General features: G+C 69.9%; 25 protein-coding genes. 16 read left to right on the forward strand and 9 right to left on the reverse strand.

Translation table 11 applies throughout. From position 1 onward, the window contains the following. Window positions 1-41: 41 nt before the first annotated feature. The gene (locus OHA05_RS34105; protein ID WP_328862695.1) at window positions 42-1439 is read right to left on the reverse strand and encodes a sulfatase-like hydrolase/transferase; all 1398 of its coding nucleotides are present in this window, start codon (window positions 1437-1439) and stop codon (window positions 42-44) included. A gap of 161 nt (window positions 1440-1600) precedes the next feature. Next, on the reverse strand, window positions 1601-1966 hold the full coding sequence (locus OHA05_RS38300) for a putative leader peptide (RefSeq protein ID WP_443043811.1): 366 nt from the start codon (window positions 1964-1966) through the stop codon (window positions 1601-1603). Here OHA05_RS38300 and OHA05_RS34110 point away from each other — a divergent pair. Genes OHA05_RS34110 through OHA05_RS34125 form a run of 4 tightly spaced genes read left to right on the forward strand, consistent with a single transcriptional unit; the run spans window position 1850 to window position 4707 of the window. Further along, entirely contained in the window at window positions 1850-2653 is an 804-nt protein-coding gene (locus OHA05_RS34110; protein ID WP_328862696.1) for an alpha/beta fold hydrolase, read from the forward strand. The genes OHA05_RS38300 and OHA05_RS34110 overlap by 117 nt on opposite strands. Next, window positions 2653-3912, forward strand: a complete 1260-nt coding sequence (locus OHA05_RS34115) for a PP2C family protein-serine/threonine phosphatase (protein ID WP_328862697.1) — start codon at window positions 2653-2655, stop codon at window positions 3910-3912. Before OHA05_RS34110 ends, OHA05_RS34115 begins: the two co-directional genes overlap by 1 nt. Continuing rightward, entirely contained in the window at window positions 3905-4261 is a 357-nt protein-coding gene (locus tag OHA05_RS34120) for an STAS domain-containing protein (protein ID WP_328862698.1), read from the forward strand. The genes OHA05_RS34115 and OHA05_RS34120 overlap by 8 nt, the downstream gene beginning before the upstream one ends. A gap of 14 nt (window positions 4262-4275) precedes the next feature. Further along, window positions 4276-4707: a hypothetical protein gene (locus tag OHA05_RS34125; RefSeq protein WP_328862699.1), complete on the forward strand. Its 432-nt coding sequence runs from the start codon at window positions 4276-4278 to the stop codon at window positions 4705-4707. Between the two features lie 96 nt (window positions 4708-4803). Here OHA05_RS34125 and OHA05_RS34130 read toward each other — a convergent pair whose 3' ends face one another. From OHA05_RS34130 to OHA05_RS34140, 3 genes are all read right to left on the reverse strand, one after another. Further along, window positions 4804-5154, reverse strand: a complete 351-nt coding sequence (locus OHA05_RS34130; protein WP_313942368.1) for a PRC-barrel domain-containing protein — start codon at window positions 5152-5154, stop codon at window positions 4804-4806. 222 nt (window positions 5155-5376) lie between these two features. After that, window positions 5377-5832: a lamin tail domain-containing protein gene (locus tag OHA05_RS34135; RefSeq protein WP_313942367.1), complete on the reverse strand. Its 456-nt coding sequence runs from the start codon at window positions 5830-5832 to the stop codon at window positions 5377-5379. 166 nt (window positions 5833-5998) lie between these two features. After that, window positions 5999-7864 carry a glycoside hydrolase family 15 protein gene (locus OHA05_RS34140; protein ID WP_328862700.1) on the reverse strand — a complete coding sequence of 622 codons (1866 nt, stop codon included), beginning with the start codon at window positions 7862-7864 and terminating at the stop codon, window positions 5999-6001. A 208-nt stretch (window positions 7865-8072) separates the two neighbouring features. On the opposite strand from OHA05_RS34140, the gene OHA05_RS34145 reads away from it, so the two are divergent. The 11 genes from OHA05_RS34145 (at window position 8073) to OHA05_RS34195 (ending at window position 19160) form a co-directional block, all read left to right on the forward strand. Further along, window positions 8073-9161 carry a LacI family DNA-binding transcriptional regulator gene (locus tag OHA05_RS34145; RefSeq protein ID WP_328862701.1) on the forward strand — a complete coding sequence of 363 codons (1089 nt, stop codon included), beginning with the start codon at window positions 8073-8075 and terminating at the stop codon, window positions 9159-9161. Further along, window positions 9158-10705: a sugar ABC transporter ATP-binding protein gene (locus OHA05_RS34150; protein ID WP_328862702.1), complete on the forward strand. Its 1548-nt coding sequence runs from the start codon at window positions 9158-9160 to the stop codon at window positions 10703-10705. Before OHA05_RS34145 ends, OHA05_RS34150 begins: the two co-directional genes overlap by 4 nt. Further along, window positions 10695-12656, forward strand: a complete 1962-nt coding sequence (locus OHA05_RS34155) for an ABC transporter permease/substrate-binding protein (RefSeq protein ID WP_313942363.1) — start codon at window positions 10695-10697, stop codon at window positions 12654-12656. Before OHA05_RS34150 ends, OHA05_RS34155 begins: the two co-directional genes overlap by 11 nt. 106 nt (window positions 12657-12762) lie before the next feature. Next, window positions 12763-13677 carry a ribokinase gene (locus OHA05_RS34160; protein ID WP_313942362.1) on the forward strand — a complete coding sequence of 305 codons (915 nt, stop codon included), beginning with the start codon at window positions 12763-12765 and terminating at the stop codon, window positions 13675-13677. Further along, window positions 13674-14063 (forward strand): D-ribose pyranase, encoded by a 390-nt coding sequence (rbsD, locus tag OHA05_RS34165; protein WP_328862703.1) that lies wholly within the window; start codon window positions 13674-13676, stop codon window positions 14061-14063. The genes OHA05_RS34160 and rbsD overlap by 4 nt, the downstream gene beginning before the upstream one ends. Before the next feature lie 93 nt (window positions 14064-14156). Then, window positions 14157-14987 carry a DUF4397 domain-containing protein gene (locus OHA05_RS34170; RefSeq protein WP_328862704.1) on the forward strand — a complete coding sequence of 277 codons (831 nt, stop codon included), beginning with the start codon at window positions 14157-14159 and terminating at the stop codon, window positions 14985-14987. Window positions 14988-15618: 631 nt separating this feature from the next. Further along, entirely contained in the window at window positions 15619-16146 is a 528-nt protein-coding gene (locus tag OHA05_RS34175) for a TspO/MBR family protein (RefSeq protein WP_313942359.1), read from the forward strand. 110 nt (window positions 16147-16256) lie between these two features. Beyond that, window positions 16257-16412, forward strand: coding sequence for a DUF6131 family protein (locus OHA05_RS34180; RefSeq protein WP_313942358.1), 156 nt, complete (start codon window positions 16257-16259; stop codon window positions 16410-16412). A 317-nt stretch (window positions 16413-16729) separates the two neighbouring features. Then, window positions 16730-17128 carry an ACT domain-containing protein gene (locus OHA05_RS34185; RefSeq protein WP_328862705.1) on the forward strand — a complete coding sequence of 133 codons (399 nt, stop codon included), beginning with the start codon at window positions 16730-16732 and terminating at the stop codon, window positions 17126-17128. Between the two features lie 139 nt (window positions 17129-17267). After that, window positions 17268-17963, forward strand: a complete 696-nt coding sequence (locus tag OHA05_RS34190; protein WP_328862706.1) for a L,D-transpeptidase — start codon at window positions 17268-17270, stop codon at window positions 17961-17963. A gap of 462 nt (window positions 17964-18425) precedes the next feature. Further along, window positions 18426-19160, forward strand: coding sequence for an NPP1 family protein (locus OHA05_RS34195; RefSeq protein WP_328862707.1), 735 nt, complete (start codon window positions 18426-18428; stop codon window positions 19158-19160). A gap of 63 nt (window positions 19161-19223) precedes the next feature. On the opposite strand, the gene OHA05_RS34200 is transcribed toward OHA05_RS34195, so the two are convergent. The 3 genes from OHA05_RS34200 to OHA05_RS34210 form a co-directional block, all read right to left on the reverse strand. Continuing rightward, on the reverse strand, window positions 19224-20087 hold the full coding sequence (locus tag OHA05_RS34200; protein ID WP_328862708.1) for an alpha/beta fold hydrolase: 864 nt from the start codon (window positions 20085-20087) through the stop codon (window positions 19224-19226). 108 nt (window positions 20088-20195) lie between these two features. Next, a complete protein-coding gene (locus OHA05_RS34205; RefSeq protein ID WP_328862709.1) occupies window positions 20196-21152 on the reverse strand; it encodes an anti-sigma factor RsbA family regulatory protein in 957 nt (318 codons plus the stop codon). After that, window positions 21149-22018: an MEDS domain-containing protein gene (locus OHA05_RS34210; protein WP_313942351.1), complete on the reverse strand. Its 870-nt coding sequence runs from the start codon at window positions 22016-22018 to the stop codon at window positions 21149-21151. Before OHA05_RS34210 ends, OHA05_RS34205 begins: the two co-directional genes overlap by 4 nt. A gap of 283 nt (window positions 22019-22301) precedes the next feature. Here OHA05_RS34210 and OHA05_RS34215 point away from each other — a divergent pair, with 283 nt between their 5' ends. Then, window positions 22302-23525 (forward strand): PP2C family protein-serine/threonine phosphatase, encoded by a 1224-nt coding sequence (locus OHA05_RS34215; protein WP_313942349.1) that lies wholly within the window; start codon window positions 22302-22304, stop codon window positions 23523-23525. A 36-nt stretch (window positions 23526-23561) separates the two neighbouring features. On the opposite strand, the gene OHA05_RS34220 is transcribed toward OHA05_RS34215, so the two are convergent. After that, on the reverse strand, window positions 23562-24737 hold the full coding sequence (locus OHA05_RS34220) for a serine hydrolase domain-containing protein (protein ID WP_443043812.1): 1176 nt from the start codon (window positions 24735-24737) through the stop codon (window positions 23562-23564). Window positions 24738-24740 lie beyond the last annotated feature (3 nt).

Genomic DNA, 24740 nt, shown 5'->3' on the forward strand with positions numbered 1-24740 from the left:
CGGGCCTCCGACCTCGGCCCCGCTGCCCGTCGATGTGCCACCTACGCCGGATACTGCAGCAGTCCGGCATCCGTGCGTTCCCAGGCCGCCTTGAGCTCGCGCAGCAACTCCGGCCGCAGCGCGGCCTTGTCGGCCTGTTCGCGTACGTCCGATGCCAGATGGAAGAGCTGGTCCTGGCCGCTCCGGCCCCGGTAGTACTTCCACTCCCCGCGCCGCAGGGCCCGCTCTCCGCGCACCCGCCAGAACAACTCCCGCTGCGCGGCGGGTTCTTCGCCCCGCCGCAGATACCCGGCCAGACTGGTGCCGTCGAGCGGGTAGGCACGATGCGGCCGGGCGCCGCCCAGTTCCAGCAGCGTCGCGGTCCAGTCCGGGGTGAACACGGGCACGCGGCTGACCTGACCGCCGTCGACCGCGGCCGGCCAGCGCAGCACGGTCGGCACCCGGATGCCGCCCTCCTGCAACGATGCCTTGTTGCCGCTCAGTGGCCAGTTGTAGGAGAACCGCTCACCGCCGTTGTCGCTGGCGAAGACGACCAGGGTGTCCCGCTCCTGCCCCGATCTGCGGAGCGCGGCGAGCACCTGCCCCACGGACCGGTCGAGGTCCTCGACCATCTCCGTGTACTTCTCGATGGACCCGCCGTCGGCGTGCCACAGCGCCCGCCCGTCGCCGGCCTTGATCCTGCGGACGATCTCGGCGCTCTCCCGTGTGTCCCCGTCCGCGATCCAGGGCCAGTGCGGGGTGGTGAAGTTCAGATTGAGCAGCCACGGCCGCTCGTGGTCGCGCTGTACGTACTCGCTCGCGCGCTCGGTCAGGATGCGGGTGTAGTACCGCAGGTCCCGGTACTCGGCATCGCCCTCGTAGAGGTCGTACTCACCGCCGAGCCCGAGCTTCGAGTAGTACTCCAGAGCTCCGCCGAAGTTCCCGAAGAACTCGTCCCAGCCGGACCTGGTGGGCGAGTAGTCCGGCAGATAGCCGCAGTGCCACTTGCCGATCAGCGCCGTCGCGTAGCCGGCGTCCCCCAGCAGCGAGGCGAGGGTGGGATGGGTCGGTTCGAGCCCCACGGACCGGTCCGCGATGGGCTCCGCCAGCCCGCCCTTGGTGCGGCCCGGATAGCGGCCCGTATAGAGGGAGAACCGGGTCGGCGAGCAGGTCGCGGACCCGGAGTAGGCGTCGGTGAAGCGCACACCCTGCCGGGCGAGCCGGTCGAGATGGGGCGTCCTGATGTGGGGGGACCCGTACGAGGACAGGTCGGCCCAGCCGAGGTCGTCGCCCAGGATGAAGAGGATGTTGGGCCTGCGGGAAGGGCGTCGCGGGGCGGCTGTGAACGGTCGTTCGGCGGCCTGTGCCTCACCCGCGGTCACCCCCACAGCGGCGGCCGCGCCGGCGCCGATGACCCCGCCGAAGGTGCGACGGGACAGCTTGGATGCACGTGAAACCATGACGTCTCCAGACAAACAGACCTGCCCGTGTCGGATCGCCGCGCACCTGCGGACAGGGTCCTCGGGCGTGGGAGGGCAGGGCGAAGGAAGCGGCGGCCGTGGTGGCCGGTCAGACGGATACAGGGAGTTCAGCGCTCGGAGCCGCAGGGCTCAGACGCGACTCAGACGCAACAGATGGCGCTCGCTACACGGACCAGGTCGACGTGGCGGCGCTCCACGAGCGTGACCGTGCGGTCACCGAGGGGCTGCATGATCGGGGAGCCTGGCCCACACCCCGCGCACCTGTCAACGCCTGTCCGCGGGCCGGAACGCCCTGGGCCCGCTGGGGGACGCCGGCCGGGAGAACGCCGAGTCCGCGGGACGGCGGTGCAGATTCGTGTTTCGGGGAAGGCGGGTGAAGGATGAGCCATATGGACGTGCGGAGCAGAAATCATGTCAGGGTGACCGGCCGGGAAGACGGCCCGGTCGTGGTGCTGTCGCACGGGTTCGGCTGCGACCAGAACATGTGGCGCCTGGTGGTGCCCCATCTGGAGCGTGACTTCAGGGTCGTGCTGTTCGACCATGTGGGGGCCGGCCGGTCCGATCCGGCGGCGTGGAGCGTGGAGCGGTACTCCACGCTGGACGGATACGCCGACGACGTGCTCGAGGTGTGCCGTGACCTGGCAACGGGCCCGGTGACCTTCGTCGGGCATTCGGTGAGCGCCATGGTCGGGGTTCTGGCCGCGGCCCGGGAACCGGATGCCTTCGCCCGGCTCGTCCTGCTGACTCCGTCGCCCTGCTACATCGACGACGGGGACTACCGGGGAGGGTTCAGCGCGGCGGACATCGAGGAACTGCTGGAGTCCCTGGACAGCAACTATCTGGGCTGGTCGGCGGCGATGGCGCCGGTCATCATGGGCAACCCGGACCGGCCCGAGCTCGGGGACGAACTGACCAACAGCTTCTGCCGCACCGACCCGGACATCGCGCGGGTCTTCGCCCGGACCACGTTCCTGTCCGACAACCGGGCGGATCTCGCGCGGGTCACGGTCCCGACACTGGTGGCCCAGTGCTCGAACGACGCGATCGCCCCGCCGGAGGTGGGCGCGTACGTGCACGCCCAGATCCCGGGCAGCCGGCTGGTCACCCTGGAAGCCACGGGACACTGCCCGCAGCTGAGCGCACCGGAGGCGACCGCAGCGGCGATCGCGGCCTTCGCCGGTGCGACTCGATGATGTGCGACACGAGCGACGGCGGGCCTGAACCGTGCCCGGATGCCGAGCCGCCGGGTGACGACGAGGCACGCTTCTCCGCCCTGCTGGAGGACAGTGCCGAGGACCTGTACGAGAACGCGCCCTGCGGCTACCTCTCCACGCTCCTCGACGGGCAGATCGCCAAGGTCAACGCCACGCTCCTGGACTGGCTGGGATACCGCCGCGAGGACCTCGTGGGCCGCAGGCGCTTCGCCGACCTGCTCACCGTCGGCGGCCGGCTCTACCACGAGACGCACTTCGCGCCCCTGCTTCAGATGCAGGGGGAGATCAACGGCATCGCTCTGGAACTGCGCACGGCCGACGGAGAACGGCTGCCGGTGCTGGTCACCTCGACGGTCAAGACCGGCAGCGACGGCAGGCCGCTGCTGATCCGCACCACGCTCTTCGACGCGCGGGACCGCAGGGCGTACGAGACCGAGCTCCTGCGCGCCCGCCGGGAGGCCGACACGGAACGTGAGCGCCTCCAGAAGCTCGCCACCACCCTCCAGCAGACGCTGCTGCCGCCGGCTCTGGCGCCCGTACCGGGTCTCGATGTGGCCGCGCACTACCACATCGCCTCCATCGACCAGGTGGGCGGCGACTTCTACGACCTGTTCCCGCTGGCCGCCGGGACATGGGGCCTGTTCCTGGGCGATGTGTGCGGCAAGGGAACGGCAGCCGCGGCCGTGACGTCCCTGGCGCGCTACACGCTGCGCGCCGCAGCGGTGTACGACCCTGCCCCCGCCGCGGTGATCAGCAATCTGAACACCGTGCTGAACCACGAGTACCACGGGCACGACCCGCGATTCTGCACGGTCATCTTCGGTGTGCTGACCCCCGACGCCGACGGCTTCCGCGTCACGCTCGCCGGCGGCGGGCATCCGCCGGCCCTGCTGCTGCGGGCCGACGGCACCGCCGACTACCTGCCCACCCCGGGAGGACAGCTCGTCGGCGTCCTGCCCGACGCCCACGTCGCCACGGTCGCCGTGCGTCTCGATCCCGGCGACACACTGATCCTCTACTCCGACGGCCTGACCGAGGCCCGTACCGACACGTCCACCGAACGCTGGGGTGACGAAGCGCTCCTCGACTTCGCGCGGGCCCTCGCGCCGACGACCGCGTCGGCCGCCGTCACCGCCCTGAGCGACCTGCTCGAATCCTTCGGCGCAGGCGTGGACGACGACGCCGCCGTCCTCGCCATCAGCGTGCCCCACCGTCCAGTGAAGAGCCACAGTGAGTGAACTGAGCGTCACCACCCGCACCGGACCGAACGGCCCGGTCGTCGAGCTGGCGGGTGAACTGGACCACGACACCGCCTCCGAGGTCCGATCCCTGCTGTCCGGACTGGAACTGCGCCCGGGCACACAGCTCGTCGTCGATCTGACCGACCTGACCTTCTGCGACTCGAGCGGGATCACCGTCCTCCTCGCCGCCCGCAACCACGTCCTCGCGGCGCAGGCCGCCATGGCGTTGTCAGCGGTCCCCGACGGCGTCCAGCGCGTCTTCCGCATCCTCGGCCTGGATCAGGTCTTCGTCACGTACCCGACCGTGGAAGAAGCGGTCGCCGCCTGGCCGCAGCAAACCGAATGAGGGAGAGCACACCGATGAACGCCCCTTCCGATCCGACACAGCGAGAGCGGACACCAGTGATCACCGAACCCGTGCCGGATCTCCAACTGCAGCTCCTGATCCGCCTCCTGGGCCAGGATCCCCGGATGAGTCTGCCCATCACGCTGAACGTCCCCGGCGCCGTCATCCACGGTGACCTGATCGCCCACGAGGCGTGGAAAGCGGACTGGGCGCAGAGTCTGCGGCGCATGGAAGGGCCCGGCGCTCAACTCCTCGCGTCCTTTCCCGAGTCGGTGGACCAGGCTCTGGACGAAATGGCCGGCGACGACGGCCACCAGGGCCTTCCGCAATGGATCCATCTCCGGGACACGACCTGTTTCACCGGCACCCCTCATCCCGTGACCTCCGCCTTGTGGCGGGGGCGGTTGGCGGATGTCGCCGGCTGGTCACTCGGTAAACCGGCATGACCCGGGTTGCGCGCGTGACAAAAAGCGCATGACAAAGAGAAGGGGGCCGACCGGAAGAATTTCCGGTCGGCCCCCTTCTCACGGGGTGCATGCCGTTCAGGCGAGGGGACGGCCGTAGTAGCCGCCGATCTCGTCGTGGTAGCCCGCGTCGCCGATGTGCTTGTCCTTGTCGAACTCGGGAGCGTCCTTGATCTGCTCCTTGGTCCTGTCGACGTAGATCTTCTCCTCGGCGGCGTCGACGCGGACGACGGTGCCGGCCGGCAGCAGGACATGCTTGCCGAAGATCCAGACGCCGGTGTCGACCACCAGGTAGGCCGCACCCACGTCGTCGGAGTGCTTGTCGACCTTGCCGATGTGACCGTCCGTCGCCTCGACCTTGAATCCCACCAGGCTGTGGCCCGGGGTGTATCCGGTCGTCGGCTGGTAGCCCCAGATGTTCTCGCTCATGGATGTCTCCCTTGTCGATCGGTCGCTGAATTCTTCGCCGCCGCCGAATAATTGACGGCGCGTCGTCAAAGGCAACAAGTAGGGTTTCGCGGTTGTCGGCCTCCGAGCCACCGAGTGCCCCCTCCCATTCCTGTCACACACGTGATCGGAAACGGGGCCGGAAATGCACGAAGGCGCCCACCCCTCACGGGTGGGCGCCTTCGCTCTCGCATACTGCTCGGATCAGCACATCTTGTAGTCGACCTTGGTGGAGTTGTAGGCACAGGTGTCGACGGTCGCCCCGGTGGACCTCTTGAGGGTCGCCGTGTCCCGGTCGTTGTTCCACACGTAGGCCGCCCGGCCCTGGTACCGGTTGGTCGCGGTGTTGGTGCCCTTGCCGGTGCGGATGGTCACCGTCTTGCCCTTGCCGAGGGTGTAGGCACCGAAGACGTACCGGTGGTTGGCCGCATCCACGAGTGTCCAGCCGGTGAGGCTGACGGCCGCGGCGGTGGTGTTGCGGATCTGCACCCACTCGTTGGTGAGACTGGTGTTGGTGCGGGTGTCCGAGCCGGGGCTGTCGTAGTAGATCTTGTACAGGTGCACCGAGCCGGGCGCCGCCTGGGACGGCGTCGGCATCAGGACAAGGCCGCCGAGACACGCGGTGACAGCGGCAGCGGCGATGGAACGGGTGTGGAGCATGGGCGTCCTCGGATCAAGGCCGGGCACCCCCCAAATCGGGCCCGGCAAGACGCCCAGGTTAGGTCCAACCACCCCGGGGCGGGCGGTATTCGGGAATTCCGGAAGTATCGCGCATGTGTGCGACGCCTGGCGGCATGTGCAGGGAGTCCCGTCCCGCTGCGGCGAGTCAGCTCATCCGGTGGTCGAGGTTGATCGCCGAGCTGATGAGGGCGAGGTGCGTGAACGCCTGCGGGAAGTTGCCCAGATGCTCGCCCGTCAGCCCGATCTGCTCGGCGTAGAGACCCACATGGTTGGCGTAGGTGAACATCTTCTCGAGTGCGAGCCGGGCACGCTCCACCTCGCCCATGCGCACCAGTGCCTCGACCCACCAGAACGAGCAGATGGAGAACGTCCCCTCGCTCCCGTCCAGTCCGTCCGGTGCCTCTTCCGGGTTGTAGCGGAACACCAGACTGTCCACCACCAGTCGGCGCTCGATGGCCTCGACGGTCGACCGGAACCGCGGATCGGTCGGGGAGAGGAACTTGACCATCGGCATGAGCAGCAGGGACGCATCCATGATCGTCTTCGGGTGACCGTCGTCGTCGGAGAGCCGCTGGACGAACGTGCGCTCTTCCGGATTCCAGCCTCGCGCCATGATCTGGTCGTAGATCTCGTCGCGGACCCGCATCCATCGGACCAGGTCCCCGGGCAGACCCCGCTGGCGGGCCATTCTGACCATGCGCTCGAGCGCGACCCAGCACATGAGCCGTGAGTAGGTGTGGTTCTGCTGCCCCGCCCTCGTCTCCCAGATGCTTTCGTCGGCGCCGTCCCAGTTCTTCAGCAGCCAGTCGAGGATGCCGCAGAGGTCGGACCAGCTGTCGTGCGAGATGCCCGCGCCGTACTTGTTGAACAGATAGATCGAGTCGATCAGCTCGCCGTAGATGTCCAGTTGGCACTGACCGCTCGCTCCGTTGCCGATACGCACCGGATGCGATCCCCGGTACCCCTCCAGGTGGTCGAGCGTCTCCTCGGGGAGGATCGCGTCTCCGTCGATCGAGTACATGACGCGCAGCGGTCCCGCGGCGCCGTTCGTCGCGTTGCGCAGGCGCGCGGCGAGCCAGTCGATGAACTCCTGCGCCTCCTGCGTGAATCCGAGGCGCACCATCGCGTACAGGGAGAACGCGGCATCCCTGATCCACACATAGCGGTAGTCCCAGTTGCGCCGGCCGCCGAGTTGTTCGGGCAGCCCGAGGGTGGGCGCGGCGATGATCGCGCCCGTCGGTTCATGGGTCATCATCTTCAGCGTCAGGGCCGAGCGGTGGACCATCTCACGCCAACGGCCGGTGTAGGTCGACTGCTTCAGCCACTGGCGCCAGTACGTCACCGTGGCATCGAAGAGCTCGTCGGCGGCGGTGGCCTCCACCGGGTCCGACGTCGTGTCGTCCTCGTCGTCGGCCGTCTCCAGGATGAAGAGCGCCGTCTCGCCCTCGCGGAGGACGAACCGGGCGTGGGCGTCGGTCGCATCGAGCTCCAGGTCGACCGTGGACCGCACCGAGAGGCTGATCTCCCGGCCCGAGAACCGTACGCCCTGGGTGGTCCGCTGGGTGCGAGGCATTTCGCGGCCGTAGTCCAGTCGCGGTGCGATCCGCACGGACATCGTCATGTGGCCTCGTACATTGACCACCCGCCGCACGAGGCGCTGCCGGTGGTCGGGGTCCTTCTCCCGGAGGATGGGCATGAAGTCCTGGACCTCGACGATGCCGTGCTCGGTGAGCATCCGGGTGAGGAGGATGTTCGTGTCGGGAAAGTAGAACTGGTGGTGGGTGACGCTCTCGCACATCGGCCTGATCTCCCAGTAGCCGCCACGCTGTGCGTCGAGCAGGGAGCCGAAGACGCTGGGGGAGTCGAACCGCGGAGCGCAGAACCAGTCGATCCGTCCGTTGGTGCCCACCAGGGCCGCCGTGCGCAGATCGCCGATCAGGCCGTGTTCGGCGATCGGCAGATACCCGTTCGGGTCGCTGTCCGTGGGCTCCTGTGCTCGCGCTGTGGTCATTTCCCGGCACCTCGCCACCCCGGTGACTCGTCCTGCCCAGTCTCACTCACCGGTGCGGCGAACGCACGCTGGTCACGATCCGGTATCGCTCTGCGGTCCGACCCTTGCGTTTCGGCCATGTAATCGATTCCAATCAGCCGTGTAATCGTTTCCATGGCTCACGGCCATGGTGCGAGGCGCACGGAACCCACAAGGAGGTGGACCGTCGATGGCGAGCATCAAGGATGTCGCGGCCGAGGCCGGAGTCTCCGTTGCCACGGTCTCCCGCGTCCTCAACAGCCATCCCTCCGTCAGCCCCGGGGCGCGGGCCCGCGTCCTCGCCGCCGTCGACACGCTCGGTTACCGGCCGAACGCCGTGGCCCGGTCCCTGCGCACCGATCAGACCCGCACCCTCGGCCTCGTGATCAGTGACGTGCTCAATCCGTACTTCACCGAGCTGGCCCGCTTCGTCGAGGAGGAGGCCCGCGCGCTCGGCTACAGCGTGATCATCGGCAACGCCGACGAGCGGCCCGAGCTCCAGGACCACCATGTACGGACCCTGCTCGACCGCCGCATCGACGGTCTGCTCGTCTCGCCCGCGGACGGACGGTCCCCGCTGACGCTGGACGCGGCACGCGGCGGCACCCCGATGGTCTTCGTCGACCGCTGGATTCCGGGCGTCGACGTGCCCGTGGTGCGCTCCGACGGCCGGCAGGCCATCCGGGACCTCGTCGGCCACCTGCACGGCCTGGGCCACCGCAGACTCGCCATCATCGCGGGTCCCGCGGCCACCACCACCGGACGCGAGCGCGTCGACGCCTTCCGCGACGCGCTGCGCGAGCACGGGCTCCCGCTGATCGACGCGTACATCGGACAGGGCGACTTCCAGGCCGAGAGCGGCCGCCGTGCCACCGAGGCGTTCCTGGCGCTCGCCGAGCCGCCCGAGGTGGTCTTCGCCGCCGACAATCTGATGGCACTCGGAGCTCTGGACGCCATCCGTGGACACGGCCTGCGCGTACCGATGGACATCGGGCTCGCCGCCTTCGACGACATCCCGTGGTTCCTGCACACCGATCCACCGATCACGGCGATCTCCCAGCCCACCGCCGAGCTCGCCAGAGCCGCCGTCCGGGCGCTGGCCGACGTGATCGAGGGCAGACCCCCGAGCTCCGTCAGCCTCCCCGCGCGTCTGGTCGTACGCCGCTCCTGCGGTGAGAGCGGCGCGCATGCCGAAGCCCCCGGCACCCCCGGCACCCCCGAGATCCCGGAAGTCCCCGAAACCCCCGACCACCCCGCGAGCCAGAGGAGCAACTTGTGAGCCACCCCGACGAGTTGCTGCGCATCGAAGGACTGCGCAAGACGTTCCCCGGCGTCGTCGCCCTCGACGCCGTCGACTTCGACCTGCGCCGCGGTGAGGTGCACGTCCTGCTCGGCGAGAACGGAGCCGGCAAGAGCACCCTCATCAAGATGCTCTCCGGCGCCTACCGCCCCGACAGCGGACGCATCCTCGCCGACGGGCGCGAGGTCCGTATCCACAGCACCCAGGACGCCGAACGGCTCGGGATCGCGACCATCTACCAGGAGTTCAACCTGGTCCCCGATCTCACGGTCGCCGAGAACATCTTCCTCGGCCGTCAGCCGCGGCGGTTCGGGATGATCGACCGCCGCCGCATGGAGACGGACGCGGCCGCGCTGCTGGACCGCGTCGGACTGCGGGTCTCCCCGGGCGCCCTCGTCCGCGAACTGGGCATCGCTCGGCTCCAGATGGTCGAGATCGCCAAGGCACTGAGTCTCGACGCCCGCGTCCTGATCATGGACGAGCCGACCGCCGTGCTCACCTCCGAGGAGGTGGACCAGCTCTTCCGTATCGTGCGGCAACTGCGCGAGGACGGCGTGGGTATCGTCTTCATCACCCACCACCTCGAGGAGATCGCGGCACTCGGCGACCGGGTGACCGTCCTGCGGGACGGCCGCAGCATCGACGAGGTCCCCGCGTCGACCCCCGAGGCCGAACTCGTACGGCTGATGGTGGGCCGGAGCATCGACCAGCAGTATCCCCGGCAACGCCCCGAGGTGGGCGAGCCGTTGCTGTCGGTGCGCGGACTCACCCGGGGCGGCGTCTTCCACGACGTCAGCTTCGAGGTGCGCGCCGGTGAGGTCGTCGGCCTCGCCGGGCTCGTCGGCGCGGGCCGCACCGAGATCGCCCGGGCCGTCTTCGGCGCCGACCCCTACGACACGGGCACGGTCGACGTGCGCGGCACACAGCTCCGCGGGCACGACGTGAACGCCGCCATGCGGGCCGGCATCGGCCTCGTCCCCGAGGACCGCAAGGGCCAGGGGCTGGTGCTCGACGCCACGGTGCAGGAGAACCTGGGCCTGGTCACCCTGCGCTCGGCCACCCGCGCCGGACTCGTCGATCTGAAGGCGCAGCGCGTCGCGGCCGCCCGGATCGCCGAGCAACTGGGCGTGCGGATGGCGGGCCTCGGCCAGCACGTCCGCACCCTGTCCGGCGGCAACCAGCAGAAGGTCGTCATCGGCAAATGGCTCCTCGCCGACACCAGAGTGCTGATCCTCGACGAACCGACGCGCGGAGTCGACGTCGGCGCGAAGGTCGAGATCTACCAGCTCATCAACGAGCTGACCGCTTCCGGTCACGCCGTCCTGATGATCTCCAGCGACCTCCCCGAGGTCCTCGGCATGAGCGACCGGGTGCTCGTCATGGCGCAGGGCCGCATCGCCGGTGAACTCACCGCACACGAAGCCACCCAGGACGCGGTGATGGCGCTCGCCGTCAGCGCACCACCCACGACAACCCCCGCACAGAACGACGCAGTGAACGAGGAGGGCCCCCGTGGCCAGTGACACGCTCAAGAACGACACGGGCAAGAGCGGCGCCTCCGCCTCGACCCTGCGCCGGATCCTGCTCGACAACGGCGCCCTGACCGCCCTCGTGGTCCTGGTGGTGGCGATGTCGCTGCTCTCCGGCGACTTCCTGACCACCCAGAACCTCCTCAACGTCGGCGTCCAGGCGGCCGTCACCGCGATCCTCGCGTTCGGCGTTACTTTCGTCATCGTCTCGGCGGGCATCGACCTGTCGGTCGGATCGGTGGCGGCGCTCAGCGCCACGGTCCTCGCCTGGATCGCGACGTCCGAGGGACTACCGGTCTGGCTCGCGGTCCTCCTCGCGATCGGCACAGGCCTGGCCTGCGGCCTCGTCAACGGTGCCCTCATCTCCTACGGCAAACTGCCGCCCTTCATCGCCACGTTGGCCATGCTGTCGATCGGCCGCGGACTGTCCCTGGTCATCTCCCAGGGCAGCCCGATCGCTTTTCCCGACTCCATCTCCGTGCTGGGCGACACGCTCGGCGGCTGGCTGCCCGTCCCGGTCCTCGTGATGATCGGCATGGGCCTGATCACCGCACTGATCCTCGGCCGCACCTACATCGGCCGCTCGATGTACGCCATCGGCGGCAACGAGGAGGCGGCCCGCCTCTCGGGCCTGCGCGTCAAGCGACAGAAGCTCGTCATCTACGCCCTGTCCGGTCTCTTCGCGGCCGTCGCCGGAATCGTCCTCGCCTCCCGGCTCGTCTCCGCACAGCCCCAGGCCGCGCAGGGCTACGAACTCGACGCGATCGCCGCGGTCGTCATCGGCGGCGCCAGCCTGGCCGGCGGAGTGGGCAAGGCGTCGGGCACGCTCATCGGCGCGCTCATCCTCGCCGTGCTGCGCAACGGTCTCAACCTCCTCTCCGTCTCCGCCTTCTGGCAGCAGGTCGTCATCGGTGTCGTCATCGCCCTGGCCGTCCTGCTCGACACCCTGCGCCGGCGCACCGGAACCACGGCGGCGGCCGCGGGCGCTCCCGGCACCGGCGGTCCGGGAAGCGGGAAACGCGGTGCGCTGAAGCTCGGCGTGGCCGCCGTGTGTGTCGCGGCCGTCGTCGGTGGTGTGTCCCTGCTCAACCCCGGCGGCTCCGGGACCACCACGAAGATCGGGATGTCGCTCTCCACTCTCAACAATCCGTTCTTCGTGCAGATGAAGGACGGCGCGCAGGCGGAGGCCAAGGCCGCGGGTGTCGACATCACGGTCACCGACGCCCAGAACGACGCTTCGCAACAGGCCAACCAGCTCCAGAACTTCACCAGTTCCGGCGTGAAGTCCGTCATCGTGAACCCCGTCGACTCGGACGCGGTCGGCCCGGCGGTCCGGACCGCCAACAAGGCGGGCATCCCGGTGATCGCCGCCGACCGCGGTGTCAACAAGGCCGAGACCGCGACCCTCGTGGCGTCCGACAACATCGCGGGTGGCAAGCTCGCGGCGAAGACGCTCGCCGACAAGCTCGGCGGCAAGGGCACGATCGTCGTTCTCCAGGGCACGGCCGGCACCTCCGCGAGCCGGGAACGCGGCGCGGGCTTCGCCGAGGGCCTCAAGGCCTACCCGGGCATCAAGGTCGTCGCGAAGCAGCCTGCGGACTTCGACCGCACCAAGGGGTTGGACGTCATGACCAACCTCCTCCAGGCCAACCCCGGCATCAACGGTGTCTTCGCCGAGAACGACGAGATGGCGCTCGGCGCGGTCAAGGCGCTCGGAGCCAAGGCGGGCACGTCCGTGTCCGTGGTGGGCTTCGACGGAACTCCCGACGGCCTCAAGGCGGTTCAGGCGGGCACGCTGTACGCCTCGGTCGCCCAGCAGCCCAGGGAGCTCGGGAAGATCGCCGTCCAGAACGCGGTGAAGGCCGCACAGGGCAAGGAAGTGAGCAGCACGGTGAAGGTGCCCGTGAAGGTCGTCACCAAGGCGAACGTCGACGACTTCTCCTGAGCCGCGATCGGAGGGCCGCGGGTTCGCCGTGGTCCTCCGATCCGCCGGATCCATCCGGTCCGGCAGCACACGTCCCACCCGAGAGAACGAGAAAGCAGGACCATCGATGCACGACCACGGCCCCCACGACCTGCTGGTCATCGGGTCGGCCAACGCCGACCTGGTGATCGGGGTCGAACGCCGCCCGGCGCCGGGGGAGACGGTGCTCGGCTCCGACCTGTCCGTCCACCCGGGCGGAAAGGGCGCCAACCAGGCTGTCGCCGCCGCGCGGCTCGGGGCGCGCGCCGCCCTGGTCGCGCGGGTGGGCGACGACGACCACGGCCGCCTGCTGCTCCGGTCGCAGAAGGCGGCGGGTGTCGACACCGCGGGCGTCCTCGTCGGCGGCGCGCCGACCGGCGTCGCGCTGATCACCGTGGACCCGTCGGGGGACAACAGCATCGTGGTGTCGCCCGGCGCGAACGCCCGGCTGACACCGGCGGATGTCAGGGCGGCCGAGGACCTCCTCGCCGCAGCACGCGTGATCTCGGTCCAGCTGGAGATCCCGCTGGACACGGTCGCCGAAGTGGTGGCCGTACTGCCGCCGACGGCCCGTCTCGTCCTGAACCCCTCCCCGCCCGCACCGCTTCCGCCCGACGTGCTCGCGGCGTGCGACCCCCTGGTCCTCAACGAGCACGAGGCGCGCTTCATCCTGGGCCCCTCCGCGGGAGCCACACCCGAGGAGTGGGCCGCGGGACTCCTGGCCATCGGCCCGCGCTCGGTCGTCATCACGCTCGGCGCACAGGGGGCGTTCGTCGCCGACACCCGGACGGGCGCTGCCGTGCACGTGCCGAGCCCGCGGGTGGAGGCGGTCGACACCACCGGCGCCGGGGACGCGTTCACGGCCGCCCTGGCGTGGCGGATCGGCCTCGGTGAGCCACTCGCCACCGCGGCCTCCTTCGCCGTGCGGGTGGGCGCCGCAGCCGTCACCGGGCAGGGCGCACAGGAATCGTTTCCCACGGCCGAGGAGGTCGCTGCCCTGTGAAGAAGACAGGCATTCTGAACCGCCACCTGGCGGGCGCGCTGGCGGAACTGGGGCACGGCGATCTGGTGCTGGTCTGTGACGCCGGTATGCCCGTCCCCGACGGCCCGCGCGTGGTGGATCTCGCGTTCCGGGCAGGAATCCCGTCGTTCGCGGATGTGCTGGACGGCCTGCTGGACGAGCTGGTGATCGAGGGAGCTACGGCGGCCCGAGAGGTCACCGAGGCCAACCCCGAGGCCGCCCGTCTCCTCGCGCAACGGCTGCCGGCTCTGGACTTCATCACCCACGACGAGCTGAAGGCGCGCTCGGCGACGGCCCGTCTGGTGGTACGCACGGGAGAGGCGCGGCCCTACGCGAACGTGCTGCTGAGGTGCGGCGTCTTCTTCTGAGCGGAGGCCGGCCGCGCATCCGCCGGCCGCCCCGGCCGGGAAGTAGTGGCGAGACCCGCACCGTGCGGGTCCGCCACGAAGGGACGCCGGATCATGAATTCCCGTACCCCCGCAGCAGTCGTCGCCTCCCTCGGCGTATGTGCACTGGCACTCGGTGCCGCCGCTCCTGCCGGCGCCGCTGACCGGAGCGCGGACCAGGCCATGGTCTCCGTCTTCCACGCCGTCCCGGGCCTGACGGTGGACGTCTACGCGAACGGTGACGAACTCCTGGGCGACTTCGAGCCCGGCACACTCACCGAGCCGCAGGCCCTCGCCGCCGGCTCCTACGATCTGAAGGTCTTCAAGGCGGGCGAGGGCCCCGACGGCACGCCCGCGATCCAGAAGACGATCGACGTGCCGGCCGGCGCCAATGCGACGGTCGTCGCCCATCTGTCGGCCGACGGCACACCTGAGCTCGACGCCTTCGTCAACAACGTCTCCAAGGTGCCGCCCGAAAAGGCACGGCTGACGGTACGTCATGTCGCGGCGGCACCCGCCGTGGACGTACGAGCCGGCGGAACACCGCTGTTCACCGGGCTGGTCAACCCTCGTGAGGCCACCGCCGAGGTGGACCCGGGCACGGTCTCCACCGACGTCGTGCTCGCCGGCACCGACACGGTCGCCATCGGACCCGCGGACCTGAAGCTGGCCGAGGGAACCGGCAACGTCGTCTACGCCTGGGGCAGCGCCGCCGACAAGAACCTCGCCCTCAAGGTGCAGTCGTTGGACGGCATGCAGTCCACCCCGGGTGCTTCGGCCGGGAGCACGAGTGCCATGGGCGTGACCAACTCCTCGGACTCCTGGCTCGTGTGGAGCGCGGCCGCGGGGATCACCACTCTGGCGGGCGCGCTCGTCCTGAGCCGTCGGGCCCGCGAGCGTGCCTGATTCCCGGCAGTCGGCCCTGCCGGCCGGGCCTCCCCTCGTGCACGTCGTAGAGGGTCTTCGTTCTCATCGGCGCGGAGGAGAAGACGGTGGCGGAGCACCTCGATCCGGCGGACCTCGCGGAGCTGTCCCTGGGAACGGCGGGTGAGGCGGATCTGGAGGAGGAGGCCCGGCGGCATCTGCGGGACTGTGCGCAGTGCAGGCACGAACTGGCAGAGCTGCAACGCGTCGTGCGAGCCGCGCGTTCGGCAGGCCCGGCGGACCTGCTGCGGGCGCCTCCCGGCAGGGTGTGGGAGGCGATCGTGAGGGACATGCGGGCGCCGTACGAGGTGGACACCCGACCGTCCACCGGGGCTGCCGGGCCTGTCGAGGAGGGATCGCTCCGGCGGGCCTGGCGCCGCCACGGACCGACCCTTCTCCTCGCCACCGGGTGCTTCCTCGCAGGAGCGGCCGTGGGCGGTGCCGTGTTGTGGTGGAACAGGCACCGGTGGAACGGGCACGCAACGGCGCTCCCGCGCACGCGCTCGGGCGCAGCAGCGCGGCCCGCGGGCCGTTGCCGCGCCGACGCAGACACTCTTCGGCCGTCTTCGGTCAGTGCTCGATGGTTCGCCGGGCCGGGGGAAGAAGACGGGACATGAGGCTGATCAGTGAGCGCACCGACCCCGGTACACGCGTCCGGTGGAAGTACTACGTGGCCGCGGGGACCGCGGTCGCGGCGACGGCCGTCGCGGGATCGGCAGCCGTCGACCCGACGGCATCCTGGTACCGGGCCCTGTCCAAGCCGCGGTGGCAGCCGCCCCCGTGGGTGTTCGGCGCCGTTTGGACACCGCTGTACGCGAGCATCGCCTGGGCGGGCGGCCGTGCCCTCGACCGGGCCTCACCCCCGGACCGGAAGCCCCTGGCGATCGGCCTGGCCGTGAATCTCACCCTCAACGCGGCCTGGAACTGGCTGTTCTTCCGGGCGCGGAGCCCGCGCGCCGGCCTCCTCGGCACCCTGGCGCTGGACCTGAGCAACACCCATCTGCTCGTCCGCACCGCGCTCAGCAGCCGCTCGGCGGGCGCCGCGCTCGTGCCGTACGCCGCTTGGTGCGCGTTCGCCACCGTCCTCAGCGCCGACCTGGCACGCCGCAACCCCAGGGGGTCCGGGCTGCGGCCGGCATGACCGGGCCTGAGCGCCGGGCACGGGCTCAGTGACCGGTGCGGACGGCGCGTGGTTTACCGCGGCGAGATGAGGCAACCCGGCTGGTGCGGGACTCACCATCGGAGGACGCAATGATCATTCTCGGTCTCATCCTGCTCATCATCGGTGCCATCGCGGGCATAGGCATCCTGTGGACCATCGGGCTCATTCTGATCGCAGTCGGAGCCGCACTGTGGATTCTGGGAAAGGTGGGCCACGCCGTCGGCGGTCGCCAGCACTACTGGTGACCGGCGACTGACCGCCGGCCCGCCGGCCGGCACAACGGTGCGCCCGCACGACGGGACAGGGCAGGTACCCCCTCGGGTTCTCGGGGGTACCTGCCCTGTCGCTGTCCGTGATCGGCCGAGGCTCGGGAGTGACCCGCACGAGGCACCTGATGGCCCCGGTGCGCCCGTACGCGCCGCGTGACGGGTACGAGCAGTGGGTGAGCGCCACCGGTGGGCGGCTCTCCGCATCCCGAGACGATGGCCCGCTCCGTACCGCTGCCGCGGGGGCGGAGGTGCCGTGCCCGCGTCCCGGTGGCACCCCGGATAGCGTGGTGATCATGAGTGGTGAGCGGGACCTTCGGAAACTGCTGAGCGGTATGCGCCCCGAGCTGAACCCCGGGCGTTATGTGTTCACCTCGGTCGTCGGCGGTGTCCCCCGGGGCGTCACCCCCGTGGTCACGGTCACGGAGCCGGAGGGGCTGACGTTGGTGCTTCCCGTGGAGGAGGCCGACGCGGCGGGCCTGGCCTACGACTACATCGCGGGCTGGATCACCCTGCGTGTCCACTCCGCCCTGGATGCCGTGGGACTGACCGCCGCGGTCGCCGGTGAACTCGCCGACGCGGGCCTGAGCTGCAACGTCGTCGCCGGATTCCATCACGACCACCTCTTCGTCGCCCACGCGCGCGCGGGCGAGGCGCTCGGTCTGCTGGAGAACCTTGTGCGGCGTTCCGGATGATCTGACCGCACTCGTACCTCCCTGTGGCTGTTGTCACATACGGGCTCAGGGGGTGGAACTGGTGCTTGGTGCAACTAATGTGGCTTCTCCGTCGTCTTCCGGGCGACAGCGCACCATGCACGAACGAGGAGTGTCAGCCGTGGGGGACATACGTCGCCGGGGAGTCGTCGTACTCGGGATCACCGCCCTGGTGGCCCCGCTCTCGGTGGTCGTGGGGAGCACGACCGCCCAGGCGGCTTCCTGTACGACACGGACCGGCACCTATCAGAAGCAGGTCGAGCGGTTCCTCGGCCGCCCGGTGGACGGCAAGCAGTCGGTCAATGACTGCAAGGCGATCCAGGCGTTTCAGACCAAGCACGCGATCAGCCCCGCCGCCGGCCTGGCCGGTCCCGTCACCTGGGGTGTCATGGATCTCATGAACCGGCAGAAGGCCGTCGGCCGGAACCCGAACAAGGCCGGCGCGTGCCCCGTGAACAGGGGCCGGATCGCCTGTGTCGATCTGACGCTCCAGCTCAGCTGGATCCAGGACGGAACGAAGCTCGTCCACGGACCGGTACCCGTGCGCACCGGCCGCGACGGGCACGAGACCCGCACCGGGCTGAAGAAGGTCTCCTGGCGCGACATCGACCATGTCTCCAGCCTGTACGACACGCCGATGCCCTACAGCCAGTTCTTCGACGGAGGCCAGGCCTTCCACTCGGTCGGCATCAGCGTCTGGGGGCAGCCGGGCTCGCACGGCTGCGTGAATATGACCAAGACCGACGCCGCCGCGTACTGGAAGCTGCTCCGCACCAACGACGACGTCTTCGTCTACGGCCGCAAGCCGGGCACCTGAGCGCACCACCCTCCCCTCGGGAGCCGGTCGGCTGCCGATCCCTCCGAAGGCGGCGAGCGCAACCGGCCGAGCGCTGAGTGAACCAACTCCGGTCACAGTGCTGCCATTCGGCTGCGCCTCCTGAACAACACCGGGCAGAATCCTGCGCAGTTTGACTTCATGCCCATGCCACGCGGGAGCTTCCCCGGGCCCAACCCCCCTTCCTCCCCGCAGTATTGGGCGTTCCTTCACCAGGGCGACATCTGTCCACTCTCCGGAGGCCGACGGACGTGGGAGACGGTGCTCCGGGCATGCCGCAGCCGGACTTGCCCGTCCCGCGACGGTGTCGATCAGGAGGACGCAGTGAACAAGAAATGGTCGTCGAGGGCCTTCGGGCGCCCCACGCAGCCCGCCGTGTCCGCGGACGGTGCCTCCACGGCCCGCAAGCCGAAGCGGTCGCGGCGAGTGGGCAGACTGTCGCTCATGAGCTTCGCCGGAGCCGTCGTCCTGGTCGTGGCGTCACCGGCCACCGCCTTCGCCGACCCCCCGCGCGCCCTCCCCGGCAACGCCAGCGGTCTCGAGCAGACCTTCCAGCCCGCCTACGACTACGACCGCGACGGCTGTTACTCCTCTCCCGCCATCGGCCCCGACGGGACGATCGCCCCGGGCCTGAAGCTCGGCGGTGACGTCAACGGCAACTGCCGCGATCTGTCCGACCTGGAGAACACCAACGGGTACTCGCGGGAGAAGTGCAACAACGGGTGGTGCGCGATCGTCTACGCGCTCTACTTCGAGAAGGACCAGGTGTCACTCGGCGGCGGCAGCCTCGGCCACCGCCACGACTGGGAGCACGTCGTGGTGTGGGTGCAGAACAACCAGGTCGAATACGTGTCGACCTCCGCACACGGCGGGTTCACGGTCCACAACCGTTCCCAGATCCGCTTCGACGGAACACATCCCAAGATCGTGTATCACAAGGACGGTGTGAGCACCCACACCTTCCGTGCCGCGGGCTCCGGTGACGAGCCGCCGGAGAACCACCGGGGTTCGTGGCAGTTCCCGGCGCTCGTGGGCTGGAAAGGTTATCCCTCGGGCCTCCGCGACAAACTGAGCGCGGCCGACTTCGGCAGCGCCACCCTCGGCATCAAGGACGATCAGTTCAACTGGCACCTCTCCAGGGCCAAGCCGGCGAACATCCCGTTCGACCCGAACGCCTGACCGTCGGGCCGGCCCCCTCCGCTCACGGACGGGGGCCGGCCCGTCGCGGGCCCCCGGTCCCGGTCACGCGGGACGTCCGGGCTCCTGCTGGGCGAGGAACCCGCCCACGGTGTCGCGGAAGCGGAGCGGGTCGTCGAGCCACGGGTAGTGACCGGCGTCGGGCTGGACGGCCAGTTCGGCCCGGGGGAACAGCTCCGCCACGGCGGCGGCGACGCGGGGGAGCGGACCACTGTCGAGAGCCCCGGCGAGGACCAGCACCCGGGCGTCGAGGGATGCCATGACGGCCCGGGCGGCGGCAGGGTCGAAAGCTCCGGAGGCGGCATACGCCTCCGCCGCCTCGGCGTTGCTCTGGGCGGCCTCGGATGCCGCGTGTGTCTGTGCGGCCGCGTCCCAACGGCCGTAGAAGAAGGGGCTGATGGCGTCCCAGTCGGCATCGGTCGCCGAACCCGCCCAGACGGCTTCCCAGGCCTCCTGGGCGGAAGCGAACCACGGCTCGGCGGCGCGCAGGAGAGCGGCCTCCCGGCGGTGCTCCTCGGTGAAGTCGATGCCGAGCGCACGCGCGCGGGAGGTGATCAGTGAGAGGGAGCGAACCCGGTCCGGATGTCGCGCCGCGTGGAGCAGCGCGAGATCACCGCCCGCTGAGTGGGCGAGTACGTCGACACGCTCGAGTCCGGGATGCTCGCGCAGCCCTTCGATGTCATCGACCTGCCGGTCGCAGCGGTAGGTCGCCGGGGTGCCGGGAAGGCCCGATCCGCCTGTGCCCCGCAGGTCGAGCAGGACGAGTCGGCGCTGCTTCGGCAGCCCGCCGAGATCTCCCAGATACGCGGAAGCGCGCATGGGTCCGCCCGGGATGCAGAGCAGCGGCTCACCTTCTCCCACGAGGTGATAGGTGAGGACGGTCCCGTCGGAGGCGCTGAAGGCAGGCATGCGGCAACCCTGGTACGGCAGGATGATCACCGCAACTGGATGGGTCCCGCCGGCCAACGGCCGTCTGGTGTGGTGCCGTTGGCGGCCCGGGCTGATCAGCCCGAGCCTTCAGCGGGTGAGTGCCATATGGAGCCGTAGCGTCAGGCCCGTCTCGGCTGCCCGTACCTCGACGAGGTCGCAGAGGTGGTGGATCATCCAGAGGCCCCGGCCACCGTTGGCCGAGGCGATGGACGGCCGGCGACGGCCGGCCAGGGGGTTGGACAGCCGACCGCTGTCACGGACTTCGGCCACGGCCGCGCCGCTGTCGTTCGTCCACAGGCGCAGTGTGCCGCTGCCGCCGCCATGAGCGATCGAGTTGGCGGTCGCCTCGCTGATGGCGAGGACCAAGTCGCTGCGTCGCCCGAAGTCGAGCGAGGTGCCGAGGGCCCATGTCTCGGCGTGTTCGCGTACGAGGCCGAGCTGGCCGCGGCTGTAGACGAGCGAGGACGCCTCGGCCGGTTCCGGTAGCGGCTCGTCGCAGTCCGCGCAGACGACGGCAGGGTCGATGTACGCGGGACTGGCCTGCTGGCTGCCGTCCTCGATGAGTGTCGGGTGGGTGCGGCGGGCGTCCGCGAGGATCGACTCGCCGAGCCGTTCGACGTCGTAGGGACAGAGAATGGTGGCCGTGCGGCCGGCGAAAGCCGTGTTGATGAGTGCCTCGTGCCGCGTCGCTTCCAGGACTTCCTCGTGGGAACGGGACGGCCAGATCGGCTCGCCGACGATACGGGCGGACCGCCCGGTATGGCGGTCGGCGAAGCCCTGCAGGGCGGACAGAATGCGTCCGGGATTGACGCCGAGGACGGTCATGTCCTTGAAGTCCACACCGCTGCCAGGGGCGCCGATACTGTCGCGCAGCGCGGCCAGCTGCGGCCCGGGTACGGCCACGAGCACGGGTTCGTCCGCCTCCAGCGCCCGGGTGACGAAGCCGCCCACCTCCGCCACGTACTCGTCGAGACCGCGGTAGAAGAGGCCGGGATGGACGAACGCTTCGGTCTGTGGCTCCCGGACAACCTGCGCTTCGCTCATGCTGCCACCTCCAGCACCGTGCACTCGTCGGGGAACAGTTCGGCCACACGTTGCAGAGAGGGCGGCGGCCACTGCAGCACGAGACGACGGCCCTGACTCCTGAAGGTACCTGCCGTCTCCACCAGTGCCCCGACCGCGTCCATGCCGAAGAACCGCGTCCCGGACAGGTCGAGACGGACCACGCTGCCGGGCATTCGGGGCAGGGTGTCCAGCACCGCCGTGAGGGCGGTGCGGGTGTCCGTGTCGGCGTCGCCACGCAGCCGCAGGCCGGAGCTGCCGGTCAACGGGACGGCCGTCAGGGGCGCGTCGACCCCCGCGACGTGGGTGAGGGACGGCGACAGATGGATGTGATGGGCGGCGAGCAGAATGTCCGACTGCGTGTCACGCCGGTCGTAGAGACATGTCCCGGTCAGCGGGAGATCCGCGTACACCTCTGCCTCGACCCGCAGTTCGTACTCCAGCAGACGGTCGGCCCCCGGTGGTCGCCGCAGGTGCCAGTTCATCTCGCCGACCACGCGCAGTCCCGGATACCCCTGGGCCACGGCGTCTGCGCACGCTTGGCGCAGCCCCGCGATCAGCAGGTCCGGATCGAAGGGGAGCCGCTCAAGGTAGCTCTGGTGAGTGTCCGTCACCCGCAGCTGCCCGCTGCCCAGCAGCGTGTCCACGTCCACGCCGTCGGAACGGAGCAGAGAAGCGATCGCCGACGGCTCGGCCGTGTCGGCGAAGAAGCGGATCTGCTGCCCCTGCGCGAGTCCCTCGCGCACCGACGCGGTCACCGTGGCGGCCCACTCGGCGCGACTGCGGTAGGCATGGCAGGCATGGACGCCCCGTGGCGGGGCCGGCCGACCGCCGCTGACTGCAGGCACCGTTCCTCCTCGCGAAGCGGCGGTCTCATGACGCCTCCGTGCACCGCCCGAACGTCGAGACTACAAGGCCGGAATCCGTCGCGCTGAGGATCCGCCCCGGAGAGTGACGGGAGGTGACCGCGGGCCGTCGGTGTCGTCCGGTCCGGACCCTGTGTATCGGGTCTCGTGTTCGCTGCCCCTCGTGCGGTGAATACCAACCCTCGCGAAAGGGGTGAAAGGCTCGTAAATTGATCAGTGGTGAGTGGTGAGCGGCGAGGCAGCGGACATGTGAGCACGTGATGCCATGAGACTCGACTACGCAGCGTTGTTCTTCGCGACGCCCAGTCCCTGTCTCGTGCTGGACTCGGACCTCATCATCGTCGATGCGAACCGCGCGTATCTCCTGGCGACGGTCCGCACCAGGGAGGATCTGGTCGACCGCTTCGTCTTCGACGCCTTCCCCGACAATCCGGGGGACCCCGACGCGGAGGGCGTGCCGAGCCTCGCGTCCTCGTTCCGCCGGGTCCTGGACACCCGCAAGCCGGATTCCCTGGCGCCGCAGCGCTATGACATACCGCTCGTGGACAGCCCCGGTCAGTTCGAGGAGCGGTGGTGGTCCACCACCAACACGCCCGTCTTCAGCCCGACCGGCGAAGTCGCCTGGATCCTTCACCGGGTCGAGGATGTCACCGCCTTCCTCCAGGACATCCGGCGGCGCGGCCCCGACAGACTGCGGGAAGCGGGAATGGAGGCCGAACTCTACGGACGTTCGCGCGAGTTGCAGCGTGTCAACGAGGAACTGCGGCAGGCGCACGCACGCGAGCGCCAGGTCGCGGTGGCCCTTCAGGAGGCGATGCTCCACGTGCCCGACCTGGACAAGCACCAGGACATCGCCGTGCGCTATCTGCCCGCCGTCGGATCGCTCAATGTGTGCGGCGACTGGTACGACGTCGTCGATCTCGCGCACGGCATCTTCGCCCTCGCGGTGGGGGATGTGGTGGGGCACGGGTTGCAGGCGGCGACCGTGATGGGCATGCTGCGCAGCGCCCTGAGCGCGGCGACGCGCGCCGTCGACGGTCCGGCCAAGGCCCTCGAAGTCCTCGGCCTCTACGCCCGTTCCGTCGAGGGAGCCGTGGCGACCACCGCCGCCGTGGTGACGATCGACACCAGCCGGTGCCTCATGACGTACAGCTGCGCCGGCCACCCTCCACCCATCCTGATGCGCCCGGACGGCAGCTGGGAAGCGCTCGACCAGGCGACCGACCCCCCACTGGGCGCCCGCCCCTCCCACGTTGCCCGCCCACAGGCGAGCCGCCCCTACACCCCCGGCGCCATGCTCGTCCTCTACACGGACGGACTCGTGGAGCGACGGGGCGAGGACATCGACGTCGGACTGGACCGGCTCGCGGGTGCCCTGTCCCACCACCGGCAACTCGGCGCGGAGCGCCTGGCCGATGCCGTGCTGGGCGAACTCGACGTCAGCGGCGGGGCGGCCGACGACATCGCGCTGGTCATCGTCCGGCTGTGACCGGCGGGGGCCGGGCGCTGTGGGCCGGCCCGGGGATCAGTCCTCGGAGGGCGGTGGAAGGAACGCGGCGCGGAGGATGCGTTCGCCGACGGGGTTCATGCCCTCGGCCTTCGCGTCGAGCGCATGGACCGCGTACACGAGCGTCCGGGACAGGTTCCTGGTCGCCGCGATGATGGTGCTGTAGCCCGGCCGGGACCCGGTCTTGAGCCACAGGACGAGTCCGCCGCCCGCGTCGTAGCGCTGAAGCCCCGCGCTCAGCACGGCGCCCTTCACGTCCGCCACCGTGAACATCTCCTTGTCCAGCAGCGGTTGTGGGACCAGCTTCCCGCCGAACAGCGCGAAGAGAAACTTCTCCAGGTCCGCGGTGGTGGAGATCATGTCGCCCGCCGCCCACCGGTCCGACATGTTCCACAGCGTCGCGTCGACGACCGTGCCGTCCGCCAGCCTCTGGTAACCCCGGTTGTGCGGCCCGTGGATGCGCGGGTCGGGACCGCTCGGGAAGGAGGTGTGCCGCATACCGGCCGGCCCGAAGATACGCACCTGCGCCTGGTGGCGGTAGGAGTCGCCCGTGACCTTCTCGATGAGCATGCCGAGGACCGTGTAGTCGATGTTGGCGTACCGCTGCTTCCTGCCCGGCCCTTCGTCCGGTCCCTGGTAGGGCCCCTTGGCGACGGAAGCGGCCACCACCTCTTCGGGCGTGAGGGTCCTGAACCGGTTCTCGAACCCTTCCGCGTTCTCCGGACCGAGAGAGGCGCCGGGCTGCAGCCCGCTGGTGAAGGTCAGCAACTGCCGTACGGTGATGGGGCCGAAGGCGTCCGTCAGCAGGCCCGGCAGATATCTCTGCACGGTGCCGTCGAGATCGATCTCCCCCTCCGCGGCGAGTTGCAGCACGATGGCCGACGTGACCACCTTGGTGGTGGACCCGGCCCGGAACCGCGCCCCTTCCAGGGCCTTGCGGTTGCTCCGCAGATCGCGCACCCCCGCGCTTCCCCGCCAGCTTCCCCGGCCACCGACGCGTACGAGGGCCGCCGTTGCGTGCTGGTCGGGAAGCCCTCGCATGGCCTGCTCCAAGGCCGCTGCGTCGGGTCCGGTCGCCTGACCGGCCGTCACCCGGGCGTCGGGCGCCACAGCAAGGGCGGGCGGTGCGAGCGCGCCCGCGCCGAGGCCCAGAACGAGGGCGGCGGTCAGAGCGGTACGTCGGGGAATGCTCAAGAG

It is taken from the genome of Streptomyces sp. NBC_00306 (assembly GCF_036169555.1).
Classification (GTDB): Bacteria; Actinomycetota; Actinomycetes; order Streptomycetales; family Streptomycetaceae; genus Streptomyces; species Streptomyces achmelvichensis.

What these genes read in the sequence shown, in the direction of transcription:
- OHA05_RS34105 (WP_328862695.1), bottom strand. Translation starts at nt 1,439, where the DNA reads ATGGTTTCACGTGCATCCAAGCTGTCCCGTCGCACCTTCGGCGGGGTC.
- OHA05_RS34110 (WP_328862696.1), top strand. Translation starts at nt 1,850, where the DNA reads ATGGACGTGCGGAGCAGAAATCATGTCAGGGTGACCGGCCGGGAAGAC.
- OHA05_RS38300 (WP_443043811.1), bottom strand. Translation starts at nt 1,966, where the DNA reads ATGGGGCACCACCAGGCGCCACATGTTCTGGTCGCAGCCGAACCCGTG.
- OHA05_RS34115 (WP_328862697.1), top strand. Translation starts at nt 2,653, where the DNA reads ATGTGCGACACGAGCGACGGCGGGCCTGAACCGTGCCCGGATGCCGAG.
- OHA05_RS34125 (WP_328862699.1), top strand. Translation starts at nt 4,276, where the DNA reads ATGAACGCCCCTTCCGATCCGACACAGCGAGAGCGGACACCAGTGATC.
- OHA05_RS34130 (WP_313942368.1), bottom strand. Translation starts at nt 5,154, where the DNA reads ATGAGCGAGAACATCTGGGGCTACCAGCCGACGACCGGATACACCCCG.
- OHA05_RS34135 (WP_313942367.1), bottom strand. Translation starts at nt 5,832, where the DNA reads ATGCTCCACACCCGTTCCATCGCCGCTGCCGCTGTCACCGCGTGTCTC.
- OHA05_RS34140 (WP_328862700.1), bottom strand. Translation starts at nt 7,864, where the DNA reads ATGACCACAGCGCGAGCACAGGAGCCCACGGACAGCGACCCGAACGGG.
- OHA05_RS34145 (WP_328862701.1), top strand. Translation starts at nt 8,073, where the DNA reads ATGGCGAGCATCAAGGATGTCGCGGCCGAGGCCGGAGTCTCCGTTGCC.
- OHA05_RS34160 (WP_313942362.1), top strand. Translation starts at nt 12,763, where the DNA reads ATGCACGACCACGGCCCCCACGACCTGCTGGTCATCGGGTCGGCCAAC.
- OHA05_RS34170 (WP_328862704.1), top strand. Translation starts at nt 14,157, where the DNA reads ATGAATTCCCGTACCCCCGCAGCAGTCGTCGCCTCCCTCGGCGTATGT.
- OHA05_RS34175 (WP_313942359.1), top strand. Translation starts at nt 15,619, where the DNA reads ATGAGGCTGATCAGTGAGCGCACCGACCCCGGTACACGCGTCCGGTGG.
- OHA05_RS34180 (WP_313942358.1), top strand. Translation starts at nt 16,257, where the DNA reads ATGATCATTCTCGGTCTCATCCTGCTCATCATCGGTGCCATCGCGGGC.
- OHA05_RS34185 (WP_328862705.1), top strand. Translation starts at nt 16,730, where the DNA reads ATGAGTGGTGAGCGGGACCTTCGGAAACTGCTGAGCGGTATGCGCCCC.
- OHA05_RS34195 (WP_328862707.1), top strand. Translation starts at nt 18,426, where the DNA reads ATGAGCTTCGCCGGAGCCGTCGTCCTGGTCGTGGCGTCACCGGCCACC.
- OHA05_RS34200 (WP_328862708.1), bottom strand. Translation starts at nt 20,087, where the DNA reads ATGCCTGCCTTCAGCGCCTCCGACGGGACCGTCCTCACCTATCACCTC.
- OHA05_RS34205 (WP_328862709.1), bottom strand. Translation starts at nt 21,152, where the DNA reads ATGAGCGAAGCGCAGGTTGTCCGGGAGCCACAGACCGAAGCGTTCGTC.
- OHA05_RS34215 (WP_313942349.1), top strand. Translation starts at nt 22,302, where the DNA reads ATGAGACTCGACTACGCAGCGTTGTTCTTCGCGACGCCCAGTCCCTGT.